Annotated in this window: 19 protein-coding genes; 8 read left to right on the forward strand and 11 right to left on the reverse strand. The window is 35.6% G+C overall.

The genetic code is table 11. From position 1 onward, the window contains the following. Positions 1-125 precede the first annotated feature (125 nt). Both QM406_RS04465 and QM406_RS04470 read left to right on the forward strand, forming a co-directional pair. Positions 126-2,813: an SEC10/PgrA surface exclusion domain-containing protein gene (locus QM406_RS04465; protein ID WP_414273521.1), complete on the forward strand. Its 2,688-nt coding sequence runs from the start codon at positions 126-128 to the stop codon at positions 2,811-2,813. 50 nt (positions 2,814-2,863) lie between these two features. Beyond that, a complete protein-coding gene (locus QM406_RS04470; RefSeq protein ID WP_049548122.1) occupies positions 2,864-3,484 on the forward strand; it encodes a hypothetical protein in 621 nt (206 codons plus the stop codon). A 552-nt stretch (positions 3,485-4,036) separates the two neighbouring features. Here QM406_RS04470 and QM406_RS04475 read toward each other — a convergent pair. The 9 genes from QM406_RS04475 to QM406_RS04515 form a co-directional block, all read right to left on the reverse strand. Continuing rightward, positions 4,037-4,216, reverse strand: coding sequence for a hypothetical protein (locus QM406_RS04475; RefSeq protein WP_414273522.1), 180 nt, complete (start codon positions 4,214-4,216; stop codon positions 4,037-4,039). Position 4,217: 1 nt separating this feature from the next. Beyond that, on the reverse strand, positions 4,218-4,550 hold the full coding sequence (locus QM406_RS04480) for a hypothetical protein (RefSeq protein ID WP_414273523.1): 333 nt from the start codon (positions 4,548-4,550) through the stop codon (positions 4,218-4,220). 18 nt (positions 4,551-4,568) lie between these two features. Beyond that, entirely contained in the window at positions 4,569-4,958 is a 390-nt protein-coding gene (locus QM406_RS04485) for a hypothetical protein (RefSeq protein WP_414273524.1), read from the reverse strand. Continuing rightward, entirely contained in the window at positions 4,958-5,413 is a 456-nt protein-coding gene (locus QM406_RS04490; protein ID WP_414273525.1) for a hypothetical protein, read from the reverse strand. The genes QM406_RS04485 and QM406_RS04490 overlap by 1 nt, the downstream gene beginning before the upstream one ends. Positions 5,414-5,432: 19 nt before the next feature. Then, on the reverse strand, positions 5,433-5,603 hold the full coding sequence (locus QM406_RS04495; RefSeq protein ID WP_414273526.1) for a hypothetical protein: 171 nt from the start codon (positions 5,601-5,603) through the stop codon (positions 5,433-5,435). Positions 5,604-5,621: 18 nt separating this feature from the next. After that, positions 5,622-6,014 (reverse strand): hypothetical protein, encoded by a 393-nt coding sequence (locus QM406_RS04500; RefSeq protein WP_414273527.1) that lies wholly within the window; start codon positions 6,012-6,014, stop codon positions 5,622-5,624. A 250-nt stretch (positions 6,015-6,264) separates the two neighbouring features. Further along, positions 6,265-6,906 (reverse strand): recombinase family protein, encoded by a 642-nt coding sequence (locus QM406_RS04505; protein ID WP_414273528.1) that lies wholly within the window; start codon positions 6,904-6,906, stop codon positions 6,265-6,267. 381 nt (positions 6,907-7,287) lie between these two features. Continuing rightward, the gene (locus QM406_RS04510) at positions 7,288-8,598 is read right to left on the reverse strand and encodes a hypothetical protein (protein ID WP_414273529.1); all 1,311 of its coding nucleotides are present in this window, start codon (positions 8,596-8,598) and stop codon (positions 7,288-7,290) included. 123 nt (positions 8,599-8,721) lie between these two features. After that, positions 8,722-9,771, reverse strand: a complete 1,050-nt coding sequence (locus tag QM406_RS04515) for a hypothetical protein (protein WP_414273530.1) — start codon at positions 9,769-9,771, stop codon at positions 8,722-8,724. Positions 9,772-9,899: 128 nt separating this feature from the next. Between QM406_RS04515 and QM406_RS04520 the strand changes: the two genes are divergently transcribed. The 6 genes from QM406_RS04520 (at position 9,900) to QM406_RS04545 (ending at position 15,725) form a co-directional block, all read left to right on the forward strand. After that, complete coding sequence (locus QM406_RS04520; RefSeq protein ID WP_414273531.1) at positions 9,900-10,160, forward strand: hypothetical protein; 261 nt, start codon at positions 9,900-9,902, stop codon at positions 10,158-10,160. A 9-nt stretch (positions 10,161-10,169) separates the two neighbouring features. Then, on the forward strand, positions 10,170-10,370 hold the full coding sequence (locus QM406_RS04525) for a hypothetical protein (protein ID WP_414273532.1): 201 nt from the start codon (positions 10,170-10,172) through the stop codon (positions 10,368-10,370). Between the two features lie 157 nt (positions 10,371-10,527). After that, positions 10,528-10,695 (forward strand): hypothetical protein, encoded by a 168-nt coding sequence (locus tag QM406_RS04530; protein WP_414273533.1) that lies wholly within the window; start codon positions 10,528-10,530, stop codon positions 10,693-10,695. 2 nt (positions 10,696-10,697) lie between these two features. Beyond that, the gene (locus QM406_RS04535) at positions 10,698-12,917 is read left to right on the forward strand and encodes a type IV secretory system conjugative DNA transfer family protein (RefSeq protein ID WP_414273534.1); all 2,220 of its coding nucleotides are present in this window, start codon (positions 10,698-10,700) and stop codon (positions 12,915-12,917) included. A gap of 94 nt (positions 12,918-13,011) precedes the next feature. After that, positions 13,012-13,815, forward strand: coding sequence for a replication-relaxation family protein (locus tag QM406_RS04540; protein WP_414273535.1), 804 nt, complete (start codon positions 13,012-13,014; stop codon positions 13,813-13,815). Between the two features lie 206 nt (positions 13,816-14,021). Next, positions 14,022-15,725 (forward strand): recombinase family protein, encoded by a 1,704-nt coding sequence (locus QM406_RS04545; RefSeq protein WP_414273536.1) that lies wholly within the window; start codon positions 14,022-14,024, stop codon positions 15,723-15,725. Between the two features lie 214 nt (positions 15,726-15,939). Here QM406_RS04545 and QM406_RS04550 read toward each other — a convergent pair whose 3' ends face one another. Together QM406_RS04550 and QM406_RS04555 are read right to left on the reverse strand one after the other, a co-directional pair. Next, complete coding sequence (locus QM406_RS04550; RefSeq protein ID WP_153225459.1) at positions 15,940-16,818, reverse strand: LysR family transcriptional regulator; 879 nt, start codon at positions 16,816-16,818, stop codon at positions 15,940-15,942. Positions 16,819-16,945: 127 nt separating this feature from the next. After that, complete coding sequence (locus QM406_RS04555) at positions 16,946-17,296, reverse strand: helix-turn-helix transcriptional regulator (protein WP_311522560.1); 351 nt, start codon at positions 17,294-17,296, stop codon at positions 16,946-16,948. Between the last annotated feature and the right edge of the window lie 345 nt (positions 17,297-17,641).

Here is a 17,641-nt window from a genome sequence, read left to right on the forward strand (position 1 = left end):
CTACCATTTTACTATCTGTTTTCTTTAAAAATAAGTATAATAAACTATCCAAAAACGAGAAAAGTATGGTAGAATAGTACTATACTGAATAAAATGCATAGGGCATTGTACAAAGGAGTTTATAGATGTCAAAAACTACGAAAAATAGTCATGGTACTGCTAAAAAATTGTATACGGGTACAGTTATTTCTGCCATCGCAGCAACTGGTCTTGTCGGCACAATCGGAACTGCTCATGCAGATACAGTAGAGGTTCCATTGCCTACAACTGCTAAAAATGAACCAGCTTTGGTAGAGAAAGAAGCGCCTAAGAAAGTGGAAGTGAAAACTCCTACTAAGGAAGAAGTCGCTGAACTTGGTGCTACTGCTAAACAAACTCAAGAAGATGCCGATAAGGCAAAAGAAGTTTTGGATCGTGCTAATGAATCTTCTGACAAAGCAGAAAAGAAAGTTGAAAGCTTGAAACAAGCTAAAGACGATGCTCAAAAAGTTGCTGACAAAGCAACACCAGAAGCGATTCAAAACGCAGAAAAGAAAGTGGAAACTGCTAAAGCAAAAGTTCCAACTGCTGAACAAGGGGTATCTTCTGCGCAAACTGAACAAGATGATGCAGACCGTAACGTTGCTATTCAAGGCAAAACTGTTGGGACTAAACAAGCAGAAGTGACTCAAGCGCAAACTGGAGTTACTGATGCGAAAACTACCGTTCAAAATGCAGAGGACGCTTTGAAGGGTGTTGGTCTTGCTGACGCTAAAGAGAAACAAGACGCAGCGATTAAAGAAGAAGCTACAAGCAAACAAGCACAAGAAGATGCACATGTAGCTCTTGATGAAGCTAAGAAATTGGATGGTCAGCTTGCTGATCAACTCAAGGAAGCAGAAACAACTGTTAAAACTGCTACACAAGATGTAGAGCGTACTGAAAACGAAGTTAAAACTGCGAAAACTAACCGTGATAACGCTCTTGCTACTTATAACAAAGCGGTATCTACTCTTGATGCTCTTCAAGATAGCTCTAAGAAACAAACGATTACCCTTTCCCCAGCTTTCATTCAAGCTGTGAAAGAAAATATGGCTTATAATGACCAAGATACAAGTTCTTGGACTTCTGAGGAACGTAATAAACGTACTTTGGAGCTTTATGATAAAATCGTAAATGCACAAGTAGAACACAAGAAACTCAATAAGTATGTTCCAAGTAAAGCCGACCAAGCAGATACTACTCGCTATGACATTAACAATCTTCCACAAGAGATTAAAGATGAGTTGAACTACTATGTGGTTGACCTTATCAACCAAATGCGTCGTCAACTTGGACTTCCAGATGTAGTTCTTTCAAAAACTTCTCTTGAATTTGCAGATAAGGTTGCAAAAGAGTATTTGAAAGCAAACTTCTCTAAAGCAATGAAAGATGACTACCGTGCTAAAGGTGGTGTCGGGCACTACGCTATCGGTATTAACAAGGTTGCTAAAGATTACGGCTTGCCTACAACTGATGCAGAGGAAGAAAACAAAGGAGGACAATACTATGAAAACACTGTAACTACTTATGTTTTCCATGATTTTGACGATGCTGACGGAGTTTATCGTAAAACTCTTGGCGAAATGAAAGAGAAGTTGTATAACGATCTTGTTATGTTGGTTTCTACTAAGGGTGACTATGCACATACACAGGGTATCCTTAACTTTGATTACGCTAATGAAACTGTTTACTTTGGTGGGGTCGCGCAAAGTAAAACTGATGATTTGTACACTACTCACTTCTTGACTAGTGTTCATGATTCTTTGGTAGATGGTTCTAAATGGGATAAAACACCTATTGCAAACCCACTAAGTGATGAAGTGATTGAGCATAAATTGAGCGAAGCTCGTCAAGCTCTTGCTGATGCTATGACTGCTCGTGATAATACACAAGCTACGTTTGAAGCGAAAGAAAAAGCAGAGTCCGATGCTAAACTTGCTCTTACAAATGCTGAAGCTAACTTGACTGCTTTGAAGAATGGTGAAAGTCCACTTGCCAATGCACAAAAGGCTTTTGATGAAGCAAAAGACCGTCATGATAAAGCAGTTGTAACTCTTTCTAATGCTAACGCTCTTGTTAATAATTTGACTGTTACACAGTCTGTTAAAGAAGAAGCTCTTAAAGATGCACAAGCAAAATTGAAAGACGCTGAGCAAGTTCTTAAAACTGCACAAGACGCGCTTAAAGCAGAAGAAGATAAGATGAAAGAGCTTGAAGCGATTGCTATAAGTAAAGCTCAAGCGGTATCAACTGCTGAGAAAGCTCTTGAAACAGCTAAAGCAAACGTTGTTAACGCAGAGAAAGAACTTGCAGACCTTAAAGGTGCGCACACTCGTTTGAAAGAAACGAAAGCAGAGCTTGAAAAAGCTGAAACTGAGCTTAAAGAAGTTTACAAAGCACAAAACGAAGCTAAAGTAGACTACGAAGTGAAGAGCCTTGCAGCAGACCGAGCTAAGACTGCTTACGAAACTGCCAAAGCGAAGTTTGAAGAAGCAGAAGCAAAACGCTTGGTTGAACTTGCAGACGCTAAACGTAAAGAACTTGAAAAAGCAGGCTACCAACCAGTACCAGTTGTAGATAACAAAGGTAATGTGGTTGATTACACAGTAGAGAAAGTAACGGTAGGAACTAAAGACGATAAAACTTATCAAGCTCCTGCACAAGCTACAAATGCAAAAGCAGAACCTAAGAAACAACTTCCAAATACAGGATCGAAGGAGTCAGGACTTTTAGCAATGCTTGGAGCAAGTGTTGGACTACTTGCTTTTGCTGGAAAACGAAAATTTAGATAGCAAGAAAGAGGGGGTGTCCCCTCTTTTTAATAAATGAAAGGATCTACGATATGAGAACTCCTAAAAAATACTCAGATTTACTTAAACGAAAAGAACTCACTAATGCTATTATTGCAGAATGTATATACTCTGTAAATAAGCGAGCTAAAAACTATCGCGACAAGATAAAAGAATATAAAAACGCAAGATATTATTTGCATCAACAAAATAACATTGAAGATGCTGAAGAAAATATGGAAAAATACTATGATATGAAAGAAAAACTATTGAGTAAATATAAACCAACAATGATTCATAAACAATATATAGGAGAGAAAAAACAACGAGTCTATAGTTATGAAAAAAATTATGAAAAGCTATATAACGAAAAAAGAAATGCCATAGTTTGGGAAAATAGTTACTATGACTATGACACTAACAAGGAAATTGAATTTTTTGATTATAGTTTAGGTAAGAAAGAATATCTTTATTTTTTGTACTATGAAATAGGTGAATATAGTTTTCATTCTCCAATTGATGAAAAAAGAGTAAAAAATTCTCAATTAGAAATCAAAGAGATAGATGAAGACTTTCAAACTCGTGGAGCAGATATTGTGGATTTACTTTCAAAACAATTTGTACAAAAAGTAATAGATTTGTTGGAAAGTGGAGAGTATACATTGTTGGAATAGGAAAAAGTTGTTCATCAAACATGTATAGTGATAAATTAAAAGAGAGCGCTATGCTCTCTTTTCTATGATGTTGTTCTGATATGTAAAAATTTTATATAAGGGAAACTTTTGATATTCTGGTTCGATTTTTGCTTATTTTTGATGAAAGTTTACCTTATTTTAATGAAACTGATTGAAATTAGTAAAAATTTTATTTTTTGAAAACTTATGAAAACGGTAATTTTAAAGTACTTTGAAATTAGATGAAATAAGTGGTGCCCCAACCAGGTCTTAAGAAAGCTCGTAAAGCATCACAATTTAGTAAACGTTCTTCGAAAGAATGACTGTACTTACAAAGAGCACCTTTAGGCTGTCTGACGCTCAGCAGTCTAAAAGTAATCTGAGTTCACACATCTTATGAGTAAATTAAAAGACGGTTTAAAAAATGAGCCGTCTTTTTTCTATTATTCGTCAAATATAAATATTGTTTTTTTGGTTAGATACCTTAGATTTAAATAAGAGAAGATAATCTTAGTTTTATCTGGCAATATAACTAGACCGTAACTCCTTAACTTATTTTTCTTCTCTTTCCGCCTTACGCTTTTCTTCGTGCTTATCCAAGCTTTTCGAAAAGAATTGCTCGGTTAAATCCGTTAGCCAATCCGCAAAACGCTCTCCTGCGAATTGAATAGCGATAAGAATTCCAGTTACTACAATAAAAACCAAAATCAAGTAATTATCCAAATCAGCCATTTTAATTATTTTCTCCTTGTTTTCTTGCCTCTACTAAAATATCTTTAAAATCGTCATCTTGCCAAAGTGTGAAAAAAGTAATTCCGCCAACCACAACAGAGACCATCACACCTGTAAGGCTACTTCCACGCTTTTTTGAAACCAGTTTGTTTATCTCTTTGCCTGCGGATTTAAATAGCCCAGCCGAGAGATACGAATCAGGGTTAAATACAGAACCTGCTGTATAGCTTTGCCCGTAATAAAGTACCGAACCATTATCTCTAAATCCATAAAATAGAAACCCAATGATGGCTATTGTTATAATTGCTAATCGAATTTTAATGCTATTTTTCATATTACTTTACCTTTTATGTTACTTATAATCGATACCTTTTCTCGTTATCGCAACGACCTTTCCTTTACTAAGAAAAACAATCACTGACTTACCGTCTTTTAATTTGTAAACGTAGTAGTCTGTAATGATACCATTTATCCCCACAGTCCAATTTGATTTCTGAGACAGGATTGATTCACTACTGGATAAGTCCATTTTTAGTAATTTTTCATATAGCTGGGTAACATCGCTAAGAGAAGAGGACTTCTCGTGTGGTGCTCCAACTGCCTTAATCAAGTCTTTTTCGGTTAGCTCATTCTGAATACTTGGAAAATTCGATAAAACTAAATCCTTTCTCTTATTTGCGCAAGAAACAAGTAACAGAATCATCACTAAACATGTAATCACCATTCCTATTTTTTTCATCATTATTCTACCTTTTTAAATTCAAACTTTAATGAATTTTCTCCAATCATAAAACCATTCTGGTCATCAGAATTATCATTCAATGGCTTGTTTTCGAAATATAAAGTCTTTTGGTCATCGGACAGGGTTGCAATTCCGGAAATATTTTTTCCTTCAATTACAATTTTGTCGCCTTCTTGATGCCATTTAGCGGAGAAAATTTCACCGTTGTCCATTGTTAAAGTTCCGTCTTTTTTTATCTCCATAGTAGCATTCCAGTGAATATATTTAGAGATAATTGAAGCAAGGTCGGCTTGTCCAGTTGCTTTTCCTGCAATTTTCGCTCCATCTTCTCTAACACTTCCTTGGTCGAAGATATCGGTTTTCCATTTACCTGTAAAGTTTTTAGGGGAACTACAACCTAAAAGCGTAAAACATGAAAGTAAAATTATAAATGAGAAAAATAATCTTCCCTTCATCGATACTCTTTCTAATAAATTACCAATATCTATCAAAGGCACTAAGAATATAGCTAAGGTCTGTGGATTGTTCTTTAATCTTCCCACCAACGACTAATTGATATTCAATTCCGCCAAGAAAACCACCTGAGCTTTCAATAACCTCAACCAATTCACCACGAACTACTTTTTGATTTAAACGAGTATTCATTTTAAACCTCTTTCTATTCTATCTCGAACTATATTGCATAATTCGTTCTATAATGGCGTCACGGCGTTTAATGCTTTCAGACATTTTTATCGCACCATTAAGACCATACCACATCTTCGAAAAGCCAGAATCACCTAAAGCAATGAGTTGAAGCCCGCATTCATTCTCAAGTTGGTAAACATAAACCTGAACTGCATAAAATTGCGGAGAGAGTAAGCCAGCTTTACCTTTAATGACGATTTCTATATCAGCTCTATCGTCAAAATTAGCTAATGCACCCGAACTACTCTGAATAGCTTCTGGAGTTGTTTTCCACTCGGCGCAAATTTCTTGAAGAATCACGCCAATATCAGAAACCGAAAGTTTGGTTGTTACCTCAACTGAGTCGGCTTTTAAGTCGTTAAGTCCCATAAAGAACCTCCATTTTTTATTTTTCACTCAAAAAATCCCTGCTACAATAGGGGTTGAGCTTGTTTTAGTTAACGGTCGTCAACTAAAACAATGAAAAAATAAAAATGCCAATTCAACAAGGCAACTAAAACCTTATTAAATCAGCATTTTAAATATTTTTATTGATAACTTTGATTGTTTTAACAAACGACCGTTTGCTAAAACTGTTGATAGGTTTAATGTACTATTTTTCTAAGGATTTGTCAATCAATTATAGGTGATTTTTTCTATTTATTTGAATACTATTGCGCCTTAGCACATTATATATAGTTGCGGTGGAAATGTTCAGCTGATTCGCAATATTGCGCACAGACAATTCTTTTCGTAGGTATTGCTCGATTATTTGTTTTTCGGTATCTTTAGGCAACCCTTTATTGCCAAGTTTCACACCCTTTTCTTTCGCTTTGCGGAGTCCGTCTTTAGTACGCTCAGAAATCGCTTGAAGCTCCCATTCTGCCACATAACCCAACATCAAACAAAAGAACTTTCCAGTTAAGGAATCTGTCTCAATATTTTCATGAATAGATTGAAGATGAATACCATGTTTGGTTAAATCTTCAATAATGGTAGAGAGGTGAAGCATTTTTCTGGTAAGTCTATCCAATTTATATACGACAAAATTTGTTTTAACCCCTTGTTTAGCATAATTTTTGGCTAATTTTAACGCCTTATCAAGCTTCGGTCGCTCTTGATTTCCGCCTGAGTCTTTTTCGATATAGAGTTTGTCGCAAAAACCGAGTGCTTCTTTTTGAACGGATAAGCCCAACTCTTGGCGGTTATCTGTTGAGCTAACGCGAGCATATCCGATAGTGATCGAAGTTTTATCTTTGTATTGTTCAATATTTTTCTTCACATTTTCCTCCTTACTTTACTATTGTAGCAGGGTAACTATATTTTAGAAGACCTTTGAAATAAAAGAAAAGACCCACAATTTTTGCTAGTCTAATGAATTCTGTATTGTAAGTATTAGTAGTGCACAACATTGTATCTTAGATTATTCAATTCACGATGTTGCTATGAATTTTAAAAAAATAGAATTTATTTTCAGATTAAAGAAAAAGTCTATTTTGGACAATTTTCTTCAATCTTTTTCTTTTACTAGAGAAAGTAAAAAAAACTCTTAAAAATAGCATTACATCAGCATTTCTAAGAGTTCTTACTATATGGTAACCAACCTCCAAAAGGACAATTTTTTAATTGCTGATAGGGTTTGTCTCTGTTCTGAAAATAGATTCTATTTTTTCTTTTTTAGAAGATTGAATATCCTACTTCTATAAACTATCAAAAAATACATTCCGACACATACAATTGTTAGCATAGATGAACCATCTAACAGCACCAGATTTATAATCCCTTTACTATGGAATTTAGAAAAATTCCTAATAATAAAATCTGGAATTTGAAGAAGCGTAAAGAATAAGAGTAGCAAATTTAATATTTTTATACTTTTCAAATAAATAGGATTTTTAGATATTTTTGGAAGAGTAAATAAAAACAACAAAATAAAGAACATTTGAACTGTACTGTAAATAAAATGAATCCAACCAGAAATAGTTAGCCCGCTTATGTTATCCATAAAACCTGTCACCGAATCGCCTGTCCACAGAATAAAGTGTGTATAAAAATTGATGAATGATGACACTATTGAAGCTATCATAATTGAAATAATATTATCTTTTATATAATCAGAGATCTTATATACAAGGCTAAAAAATACAACATTAAAAGTTGTTAAAATAAAGACATCGCCAAACCATATGCTTGTGTACTTAATTAAGGGCAAATCATATTTACTTCCTATTAATGCATTGTCAATTCCAGCAAAAATAATCATAGGTAAAACCATTGAAATAAAAATTGCCAGTGATATATATAGGCCAACGCCGTTTGCTAATTTGTTGTTTTTCGTAATCTTCTCCTTGTTTTTCATTATATCATAGAAAAACTCTTGTAGCCACTTCAAATAAAAGAACCACTGCGAAAACATAAATATTAAAGTTAGGATTTGAAATATAATATATGCAACAAACCAACTTTTAGAATAGGAGAAAATTAAATATCCAAAAACAACTTGAGCTAATATATGAATAAACATGAAAAATGCTGCTTTAATATGATTAACATTTATCATTCTTCCGCCGTCCAAGAACAAATTATCAACTTTATGAATTTTTATCATTAAATAATTTTCCCAATTTAACACATCTTTTCCTAAAATTTCATTAATCTTATTCTCTAAATACCTGAGTCGTGCGCTATTTAAAATTAAATAATACAGTGAACCAATTGTCATAGCAAAAGTATAGGTGCTAATAATCGATAAAAAGAATACACCTATTATCTTTATGTTATTGTCAATTGGTATTTTATCACTTTTTATAGCTTCAGATATAGTTAATAGTAACCCTAAAATAGAGACTGAAATACTACTCATATTATCATTTTTATCAAATTTTTCCATATAATAAAAAAGTTCTTTTTTAGCATATTCATACTCTAATTTTAAAACTGATAAAAGCTTATCTTTACTATTAATATTCGACATGATACCCTCCTAACAAAAAATCAACCAAATTATACCGTCTTCATATCTAAACAATATTGACACCATTATATTTTTGTAATTTCCAACCTAACAAAATTTCAAATCTTCACCAATTCCTTCAAACTAGCCAGCATCTAGATCCGTCTCACATAATATGAGATTAACTTGTATAGGTATTTCCTTCAGCTCTTTTCGAAAGTATTGCCCCAACTCCCTAAAAAACTCATCATTAGTTTCAATCTCCAAAATCTCAATCAAGGCTTTGGCGGTATCTGTTAGGTGAAAGGCGCTATATTCGAATGTTATTCTTTCATCGGATTCAGTGGTGAAAGTTAGAACTAGGTTATCATTTTGGAAACCAGATAGCTCACCCTTTTCCACAATTATCTCATGTCTACCACCACCAGAAATTAAACCATATTCAATCAGGCGTGAAACTTCATTGCCTTTAACGCCGTATTTAGTAAACAAATCTAAAAAATCAGCGTGTGAGATTAAGTAGTGATCTAAAACAGTTTCGCCCGAAAACTCATCAAAAGAATTATCATAAAAAGTAAATGGTGCTATTTTTCTGAACAGTTGAAGTTCTTCTTCTGAAAAACGGTTTAAGTCTTGAGAAATACGCTTCGAATAACCGTTAGCTCGTGACACAAGTTCTTCTAGTGGTCTTGATACAACTTCTGTTTCTTGGCTAAAGTCTGACTCAATATACTGTTGTTGTTTGTTGTGCTGGCAAGCTAACGCATAAAATAAACACTCAGCCAGAAAAAGATAAGGTCGGTCTTGGTGATTAAGCTTGTAAGACTGCTTTAAACCTAATAAAACGGACTTTTGCAGATTTTGCGATTCTTCTATTAGTTCAAAAAAATCCTCTAAAACATCAGCCAACAAGAACTTATTTTCTTTGTAGTTGGTATCGCTTAATCGCTTCTCGGCTTGAAAGATGTAGCTGGAAAAGCCTTTTTCTGTTATCTCGTCTTGGACGATCCCGTAAAGGGTTCGTCCTTTATTTTGCCCTGTGAATAATTTATTGAAACTTGTGTCCGCTAGATAAGCCAAAGAGTCTTCATGTAAGACGAGCGATAAGCCCACGCTAACTTTCTTTCTGTCAGACCAAGTCGTTTTATTGGCGTGTTTTAAAATAATAGAAAACAAACTAGGAATATCAAACATCAAGCACCTCCGAAACTGGAAAGATTTTAGCACAATTATTGGCAACAAATCACGCTTGGACTTTTCTATAATAAAGCCATAAGTTAGCTAACTTAAAATAATTATACCAAAATCAAAGGAGAAATCTCATGAATCATATTCAAAAATCGACCCCAAAAGTGGAACTTTCTCAACTTATTAGCCCCTATCAGTTAGAAGTGGCTAAAACACTGAGTGAAGCGATGGCAGATAATCAAGCCTTGGAGCTTCTCGCTAGCGATATTTTATATAAAGTGGGCAATCTGGTGCTTACTCAGACTGAAATACTCAAAAATACACCAGAAGCTAAAGCATATACAGATTATATTCTAAAAGCGTTCACTTATTACGCTACTGAAAAGATGAAATGAGGTAGCTTTATGATGGATTACTTTATAGCTTTTATGATTATCGTTATTGCCGTATTTCTTTGGGAGTGGTTCGAAAAACCAGAACAAGAAGACAAAAAGCACTGTAGTGAAGAAGAAATCGCCCTGGCAGAATTTCTGGAAAAACGGCAAGAAATCAATCAACTTTTCTTGGTTGCTAAAGCAGAAATGCGAAAAATTTCAAGAAAATAGACGGATTGTTTAGACTAGACAAATGGTCAAAATATGTTGAAATATACTACTGTTTCATTGCTTGAATTTCATTCCAATCGCTCTTAAAACTGAAGGCAGCTAAATTTAACTTTTCACCAACTTTCTTGTATAAATGGAGACAGAAAGGAGACCAGCTATGAGAAAACTAATGGCATATATTCTTGGATTTGTTGCTTGTGCTTGGCTTATTAACTGGGCGGTGAAACTAATTCTGGAAGTTTGGTGGTTCTTGGTTTTGACGACTGTGGTTGTTTTCATCGGCTGGCTTGCCTTTCGGATTATTAAATCTAAAGAATGGAGGTAGAGATGAAAAGAAAATTCGAAGCACTATCTTGGAGTGAACTCAACTGGATGCGTCCGTTTGAAATAGATGATGTGAAAGCTATGTTGGGTCAACTGGTGGGGTTAAGTCGGCGCAAAGCGGTTATTTTTGAAATTCGATTATCTAAGAATCGCGTGCGCTATCTACTAGGAACGGAAGAACAAGATAAACGTCATATCAGCCAACTAATTCAATCATACCGCAAAATGCAGTTTTCAAGAGCTCCTAAACGTGAAAAACTTTCGGTTGCGCGGTTAGTGAATATCAAAGAATCTCACTATGCTTTAAAAACGGACTCTGTAGAAAACATGATACGTTCAAGCCTTACAATTTCAAAAATACTTCAGCCAAATGAAACAGTAGTTGTTCAGTTGGTCATTGGTGCAGGCTCACCACCTCGCCCTCAACCAAAAGACCTAACTAATTTATCTGCTAAGTGGTATCAAGTAATCACCAACAATATTCCTGAACTATCCGAAAGCTCCAAGAAGCTTATGCGCCAAAAGTTGAACCAATCTACTTTTAAGTGTGAAATTCGTCTTGGTATCCAATCTCGCAGTATTTTGCGAACAAAGGAATTTCTTACTAGCCTACTTAGTAGTTTTCGCATGATGGAATCAAATGCAACCATTGAATTAAAACCACTAGCTATCCAAAAACTCAATCAAGCGCAACCTTCTTGGGCTTTCCCATATAGTTTATCTGTCTCAGACTTAGCTTGTTTCATGCTTTTACCTATTGGGGAAGAAAATATTGCAGGTGTGCCAAATGTTCACCCTAAATTAGTAGTGCCACCTTTAGGCTACAATATTAACCGAAAAAATCAGCGAAGTTTGGCGCAAACGGTTGAAAGTCAATCCAGACCAATCCAAATTTCAGCACAAGCTGGCAAAAAGCACACTGTTTTTCTCGGCTCAACTGGTTGCGGAAAAACCACCACTATGAGTCACTTGATTTTATCAGATATACAGTCGAAAAATCATAGCGTTGTTGTGGTGGATGCCAAAGGTCAACTCACTCATGAACTATTAGAGCGCACATCAGCTGAACACGATGAAGATATAGTAGTCATCTCGCCAACTGCCAAACGAGTTGTTGGTATAAACCCTTTTGAGCTAACTAGATATGGTATTGAGCCAGAAGTTATTGCAGATTATCTACTGGAACTATTTAAAGGACTTTATCCTGAACATTTTGGAATTTACTCACTGGATATTCTATCACATAGTTTTTTAACTCTTGCTAGGATCCCAAACAGTTCTTTGGTGATGCTACCGAGCCTACTCACTAACAAGCAGTTTCGCAATAAACTGCTGAAAGAACTCAAAGACCCTATCGGCTTGGAAAGTTTTTGGAACTGGTTTGAACTGCTCAGTGAAGCCCAACGTCACCAGATGTTAAACCCCATTTTGAATAAATTCCGACAGTTTTTGCTTCGCCCGCAACTTCGGGCAATGTTGGGACAAACTAATCCAAATTTCAGTCTTGCAGAAATCTTTAAAAGCCGAAAAATCGTATTGATTCCACTAAATAAAGCGGTAATTGGTTCAGAGTCTACGAAGCTAATTGGTAGTCTTATTACTTCTATGCTCTGGATGTTAATTTTGCGCCAGTCGTCAGTTGAGCCAAGCAAACGCCAATCAGTCTTTATCTATATTGATGAGACACCAAGTTTCCTAGGAATCCCCAATTCTAACTTAGACGAAGCACTTTCGCAATCTCGCCAATTTAATGTTGGCTGGAATATTGGCTTTCAACATCTTGCCCAAATGTCACCTCAGCTAAAAGCTGGTATTGAATCCAATGTTGCGAATAAAATTGTCTTTGGCTTAAACCTAAATGAAGCCCGCGACATGGCAAAATCCACTCTTGAAATTAGCAAGGAAGATTTTTGCAGCTTACCGCCATTTTGGGCATATATTAGAACAGAAATCTCTCCTAACACCTACCGTTGGATTATCGGTAAAACCTACCCACCTAAACCAAAAATTAGAGATAGTCGTGTGCCATTTTTGAATAGCTTGAGCCGATACGGACAAGATATTTCAGAAATTGAAAGTCAATTCGAAAACTACATTTTTGAAAAATCTGCTTCGAAAAATAAAAATTCTAACCCAAAATTAACAGATTTAGGGCGTAAAAAGCGTTCCAATCGCTCTTCGAATCGTGTTGATGAAGAAAATCCGTCCACCCCTGACAAATAAAGGTTTTCAGGATTTTCACTCACACGACTTACTCCGTAACTAAGCACATTTTGCGGAAAGCACACCCTTTAAATTTTAATGGAGAACAAAACAGATGAAATGGAATCAATTAACAAATGAAGATACACAAATTCTATACTTTTTAAATCAGGCTAGATGTGCCACCACCAACCAACTAGCCAGACTCTTTTTCGCGGATAGCGCTCGATTTGAAACCGCCATTCGCCGTGCTAATTTTGCACTGCAAAGTCTGAAGAAAGCTGGATTGGTTTCACACTTAAAACGGCGAATTGGTGGCGCACGCCGTGGCTCTGCTTCTTATGTTTGGCAAATTACTTTTCAGGGACTAAAATTTCTTAAAAACCAAGATGAAACTGTTGTTTTGCGCTATAAAAATCAATATGAGCCAACTCAGCACCACGTTGAACATACTTTAGCCATTACAGAAATTTTTGTTGAGACATTGGAGACCGTTCGAAATTCAGAAAAGCTATCGCTTGAAACCTTTTCCTTTGAGCCGAACTCTTGGCGGAGCTACCAAAAACTTTCTGGTGTTGGAATGACTTTGAAACCAGACGCTTATTTGGAGCTAGTCAATCACGATTACGAAGACCATTATTTTCTGGAAATAGACCGAAGCACGGAAAGTCTTGCGCGCATTGTGAATACTTGTAAGAAATATATTGAATATTATCGCTCAGGTATTGAACAGCGCCAAAAGCAAGTTTTCCCTTATGTTTTGTGGGTTGTGCCAGATGACAAGCGTAAGCTGGCGATTTCGAAAGCGATTCAAAAAGAATTATACAACTTTTGGGAACTGTTCACCGTGATTACTTTGGACGAATATTCAGATTACATCAAAGGAGGAATTTTGAATGAACCAGAAGAATCAAGATAGAGACTCAAACCAGCCCTCACACACCGCTGATGAAATTTGTCGAATTGGTCGAACGACTTACTTAATCCGTCACCATTTTACTGGGAATCACAATCTTGAAAATGTCCTAGAAAGGTTGATTTTAAGCGATAAATCACTACTTTAACAGTAGTAAAAATGGTATAATAGAAGTATAAGGTGTGTGAACTCCAAAAGGAGAAAAACACATGAACAGAACTTTGACAATTTCAGATTATAGACAAGTAGACACTTCAAAACTTTCAGATATTACGGTGGTTTATTGTCGCTTAAGTCAAGATGATGGACTGGACGGAGATAGTAACTCAATTACCAATCAGAAGAATATTCTTCTTGATGTAGTAGCGAGAGAAAAACTGCCAAATCCAGTTCTTTTCGTTGATGATGGTTTCAGTGGCACAAATTTTGACCGTCCAGCTATTTCGGAAGCCTTGCGATTGGTGGAAAATCGGCAAGTTTCAAACTTTCTTGTAAAGGATTTAAGCCGTTTGGGGCGCTCTTATATCAAGGTTGGTCAACTAACGGAAATTACTTTCCCTAGCTTTGATGTCCGCTTTATTGCTTTAAACGATGGCGTAGATTCGAATAAACCTAATGAAACTAATTCTATTTTCTTGCCAATCAAGAGTTTAATGGACGAAATGTATGCGGCAGATACCAGCAAGAAGATTCGGGCGGTGGTTCAAGCTAAAGCCAAAGCTGGTGAGCGAGTGACTACTAACCCACCTTACGGCTATCTCAAAGATTCAAATAACCCTAAAAATTGGATTATTGACTCAGTTGCCAGTGAAGTTGTGAAACGGATTTTTCAAGAAGCAAAAAGCGGGAAAAGCCTTTCGGAGATTGCAAAAGGGTTAGAAAATGACAAAATTTTTAAACCAGATCGCCACCGAATCGAAATTGGTTTGAAACCTATTTCTTCCAGTCCAAATGTGGAAACTTTGCCTTATTTTTGGACGCGGGAAACCCTAAGCGCTATCTTAGGGCGTGAAGAGTATCTTGGGCACACTGTCAATCTTCGAACACGGACAAAATCTTACAAAGATAAGCGTAAGGTGGATAATCCAAAGGAAGGTTGGTTGGTTTTCAAGAATACCCATGAAGCAATAATCAACCAAGAAACATTCGACATTGTTCAGAAGATGAGGAGTCATAAGCGGTCTAATAAACGGTATAAAAATCGGGCTGGTCACGAGAATTTGTTTGCAGGATTAGTTTTTTGTGGAACTTGTGGGCGAAAGCATTATTTTTGCCCACAAGAGAAAAACGGACTTAATCACGACCACTATAAATGTTCTGCCTACCGTAAGCCGATTGATGGTTGTGAAAATCCCCACTACATTCAAAAATCCGCCCTGATTGAGATTATAAGTGGCAAACTTCGTCAAACTATCCACGAGTGCCAATTAGACCAAGAAACCTTTTTGAAGAAGATAGAACAGCAAAGCCAAGCGCAATTCTGCAAGGATAGCAAACGCCAGCAACTGCAACTTCAAAAGGACGAATACCGCTCTAAAGAGATTGACAATATTATTCAGAAGCTTTATGAATATAATCTACTTGGTAAAATTTCAGATGAACGCTTTGTGAAACTAAGTCAGAGCTATGAAGAAGAACAGAAACAACTTCAAACTTCCATTTCTGACTTAACCGAAAAACTCACCAAACAACAAGAAGACAGCCTTAATATCTCCAAGTTTATGGCGAGAATTTCCAAATATACAGAGCTACCAGAACTAACCGTTGAGATAGTGAATGAACTGATTGACAAGATTGTGATTCACAAGCCAACTGGCACGAAACGCAATCGTATTATTCAGATTGATATTTACTATAATTTCATCGGAAAACTAAACAACGAAAAAAGCGAGCCAAACAACTTGGCTCGCTAATATTAACCCATTTAACTAAACTGCTGGATGTCAGGTCAGACTTCGGGGTGTTCTTTTTTTATTGACACCTTGTGGATTTATAATTAGAAATCTCCTTGAAGGGTATCAGGTAAATGAAAAATTTGGCGATCATATCCTATTTCTTCGTACTTTAGTCTAATACCTATAATGTAAAAAACTCTAGCTATCAGGTAGTTGATAGTTAGAGTTTTTTCTATTCATATGATTTAATGAGATTAAATAAGGCTTCTACTTCTGATGACAGTGTAGCTGATTTGAGATAAGCGTAATAAACTGTAAATGTTATCTGGTCCTCCGGTACTAGAGGAATTTTTATTAAATCATCATCTTCATCAGAAAGTGCGATATCAGCCAGTAAACTAAGGCCAATCCCTTTCTTTAAAAGTTCTTTAATGATGACAATGTCGTCACTCTTAAAGAATATTTCTGCCTTGTTTTGATACTTTTGATTAAGCAGTTCAAAAGCTTTCAAGTGAACAAAGTGTTCGTCTAAAAGTATAAAGGATTGATCTACTAAATCTTCAAAAGTGAGGGAAGGAGCGGTAGCAAGAGGATGGTTCTTAGACAAAACGACATACAGTTCTTTATGAAAGAGTTCATGTGTCTCTATTGAAGGATGATTGAGTGGTTCAATCAAGCCGAGTAGACTTGCATCAAGGTCTCCTTTGAGGAGAAGATTTAATAATTCTACGGAGCCACCGCGGATCGGGCGTACCTTTTTTAAAAAATCGAATTGATCTTTTTCGCTTAAGGCAGCAAAGAGATACTGAATGATAATAGGAGGGAATCCTACAGTAGAGTATTGGGCCAAGGAACGATTGATTTCTTTGCGAGTAGAAATGACCTCAGGTAAGATCTTTTCTGTATGCTTTAGAAGGATTTGTCCTTGAGGAGTGAGTTTGAAGGAACGATGCGAGGGATCGTGGTGAATCAATTTGCAATTAAAAGATTCTTCTAAGCGCTTGATGGCATAAGAAATAGATGGTTGGCTGACTTTGTGTTGTTTTGCAACTTCCGTATAGGATTGAAGCTGGCAGAGGTCATAAAAATATTGTAGATCTTTTAAATTCATAGGGGCTCACTTTCATTAGTTGGAGAAGGAAAATAAGTGGAAATCACCAGATAAATAAATTTTATCCGTATCCTACAATTTGACTATACGAGTATTCACCGGTTAAAATGTAAGTGAGTCAGGGATATCAAAGGTTATCTAAGATACTTTCAAAAATGACCAACATCTTTTCTCGTTTATCAATAGGGAGCTGTTTAACCTTCATGTTGATTCTTTTGAGTGAAAGATTGTCAGTCTTATCAGAGGTTGATTCAAGGCTATCAAAATTGAAAAATTCCTCTGGGGTCATCTTTAGGGCGACAATCACTTTTTCAAGACTGTGAATGGTCAGATTCACATTTTGGTTTTCAAGTTGATTGATATACTTAAGCCCGAGTCCTGCTTGTTCCGAAAGTTCTTCCTGGCTCATTTTTTTCTGTGTTCGAAAATATTTCACTTTTTGGGAAATATATTGTTGTAAATAGTTTTTATTCGTCATATAAATAGAATACAAGTTTTGCATGACAAAAAAACATCTTAAAAAATACAAAGTATTGTATAACAAACTTATATAATATTTATTTTAATTCGGATTGCCAATTTGTATGATTAGTTTCTTTTACTCGAAACTTTTAGTAAAGAGTGATCATCGAGAGTTTTATGAGTTCAGAACTTTATAAAATATAACAACTTAAAGTGCCATTAACAATAGTGTTTTAAGTATAAAGAGCTTATTAGAAAATTGCCTTCGTAGACTCATTATAACATATGCGTACACAATAGTATTTTTAAAACAACAAAGTTTTCCAAACAATTCATTTTAAGTGGTATAATAGAAGTAAAA

Origin of the sequence: Streptococcus infantis (assembly GCF_047465035.1) — a bacterium.
GTDB lineage: Bacteria > Bacillota > Bacilli > Lactobacillales > Streptococcaceae > Streptococcus > Streptococcus infantis_T.

Bases quoted from the DNA above. Each gene is read 5' to 3' on its own strand.
- QM406_RS04535 (WP_414273534.1), top strand. From the start codon at position 10,698: ATGAAAAGAAAATTCGAAGCACTATCTTGGAGTGAACTCAACTGGATG.
- QM406_RS04525 (WP_414273532.1), top strand. From the start codon at position 10,170: ATGATGGATTACTTTATAGCTTTTATGATTATCGTTATTGCCGTATTT.
- QM406_RS04540 (WP_414273535.1), top strand. From the start codon at position 13,012: ATGAAATGGAATCAATTAACAAATGAAGATACACAAATTCTATACTTT.
- QM406_RS04555 (WP_311522560.1), bottom strand. From the start codon at position 17,296: ATGACGAATAAAAACTATTTACAACAATATATTTCCCAAAAAGTGAAA.
- QM406_RS04470 (WP_049548122.1), top strand. From the start codon at position 2,864: ATGAGAACTCCTAAAAAATACTCAGATTTACTTAAACGAAAAGAACTC.
- QM406_RS04485 (WP_414273524.1), bottom strand. From the start codon at position 4,958: ATGATGAAAAAAATAGGAATGGTGATTACATGTTTAGTGATGATTCTG.
- QM406_RS04500 (WP_414273527.1), bottom strand. From the start codon at position 6,014: ATGGGACTTAACGACTTAAAAGCCGACTCAGTTGAGGTAACAACCAAA.
- QM406_RS04475 (WP_414273522.1), bottom strand. From the start codon at position 4,216: ATGGCTGATTTGGATAATTACTTGATTTTGGTTTTTATTGTAGTAACT.
- QM406_RS04510 (WP_414273529.1), bottom strand. From the start codon at position 8,598: ATGTCGAATATTAATAGTAAAGATAAGCTTTTATCAGTTTTAAAATTA.
- QM406_RS04520 (WP_414273531.1), top strand. From the start codon at position 9,900: ATGAATCATATTCAAAAATCGACCCCAAAAGTGGAACTTTCTCAACTT.
- QM406_RS04545 (WP_414273536.1), top strand. From the start codon at position 14,022: ATGAACAGAACTTTGACAATTTCAGATTATAGACAAGTAGACACTTCA.
- QM406_RS04480 (WP_414273523.1), bottom strand. From the start codon at position 4,550: ATGAAAAATAGCATTAAAATTCGATTAGCAATTATAACAATAGCCATC.
- QM406_RS04495 (WP_414273526.1), bottom strand. From the start codon at position 5,603: ATGAATACTCGTTTAAATCAAAAAGTAGTTCGTGGTGAATTGGTTGAG.
- QM406_RS04465 (WP_414273521.1), top strand. From the start codon at position 126: ATGTCAAAAACTACGAAAAATAGTCATGGTACTGCTAAAAAATTGTAT.
- QM406_RS04490 (WP_414273525.1), bottom strand. From the start codon at position 5,413: ATGAAGGGAAGATTATTTTTCTCATTTATAATTTTACTTTCATGTTTT.
- QM406_RS04515 (WP_414273530.1), bottom strand. From the start codon at position 9,771: ATGTTTGATATTCCTAGTTTGTTTTCTATTATTTTAAAACACGCCAAT.
- QM406_RS04550 (WP_153225459.1), bottom strand. From the start codon at position 16,818: ATGAATTTAAAAGATCTACAATATTTTTATGACCTCTGCCAGCTTCAA.
- QM406_RS04530 (WP_414273533.1), top strand. From the start codon at position 10,528: ATGAGAAAACTAATGGCATATATTCTTGGATTTGTTGCTTGTGCTTGG.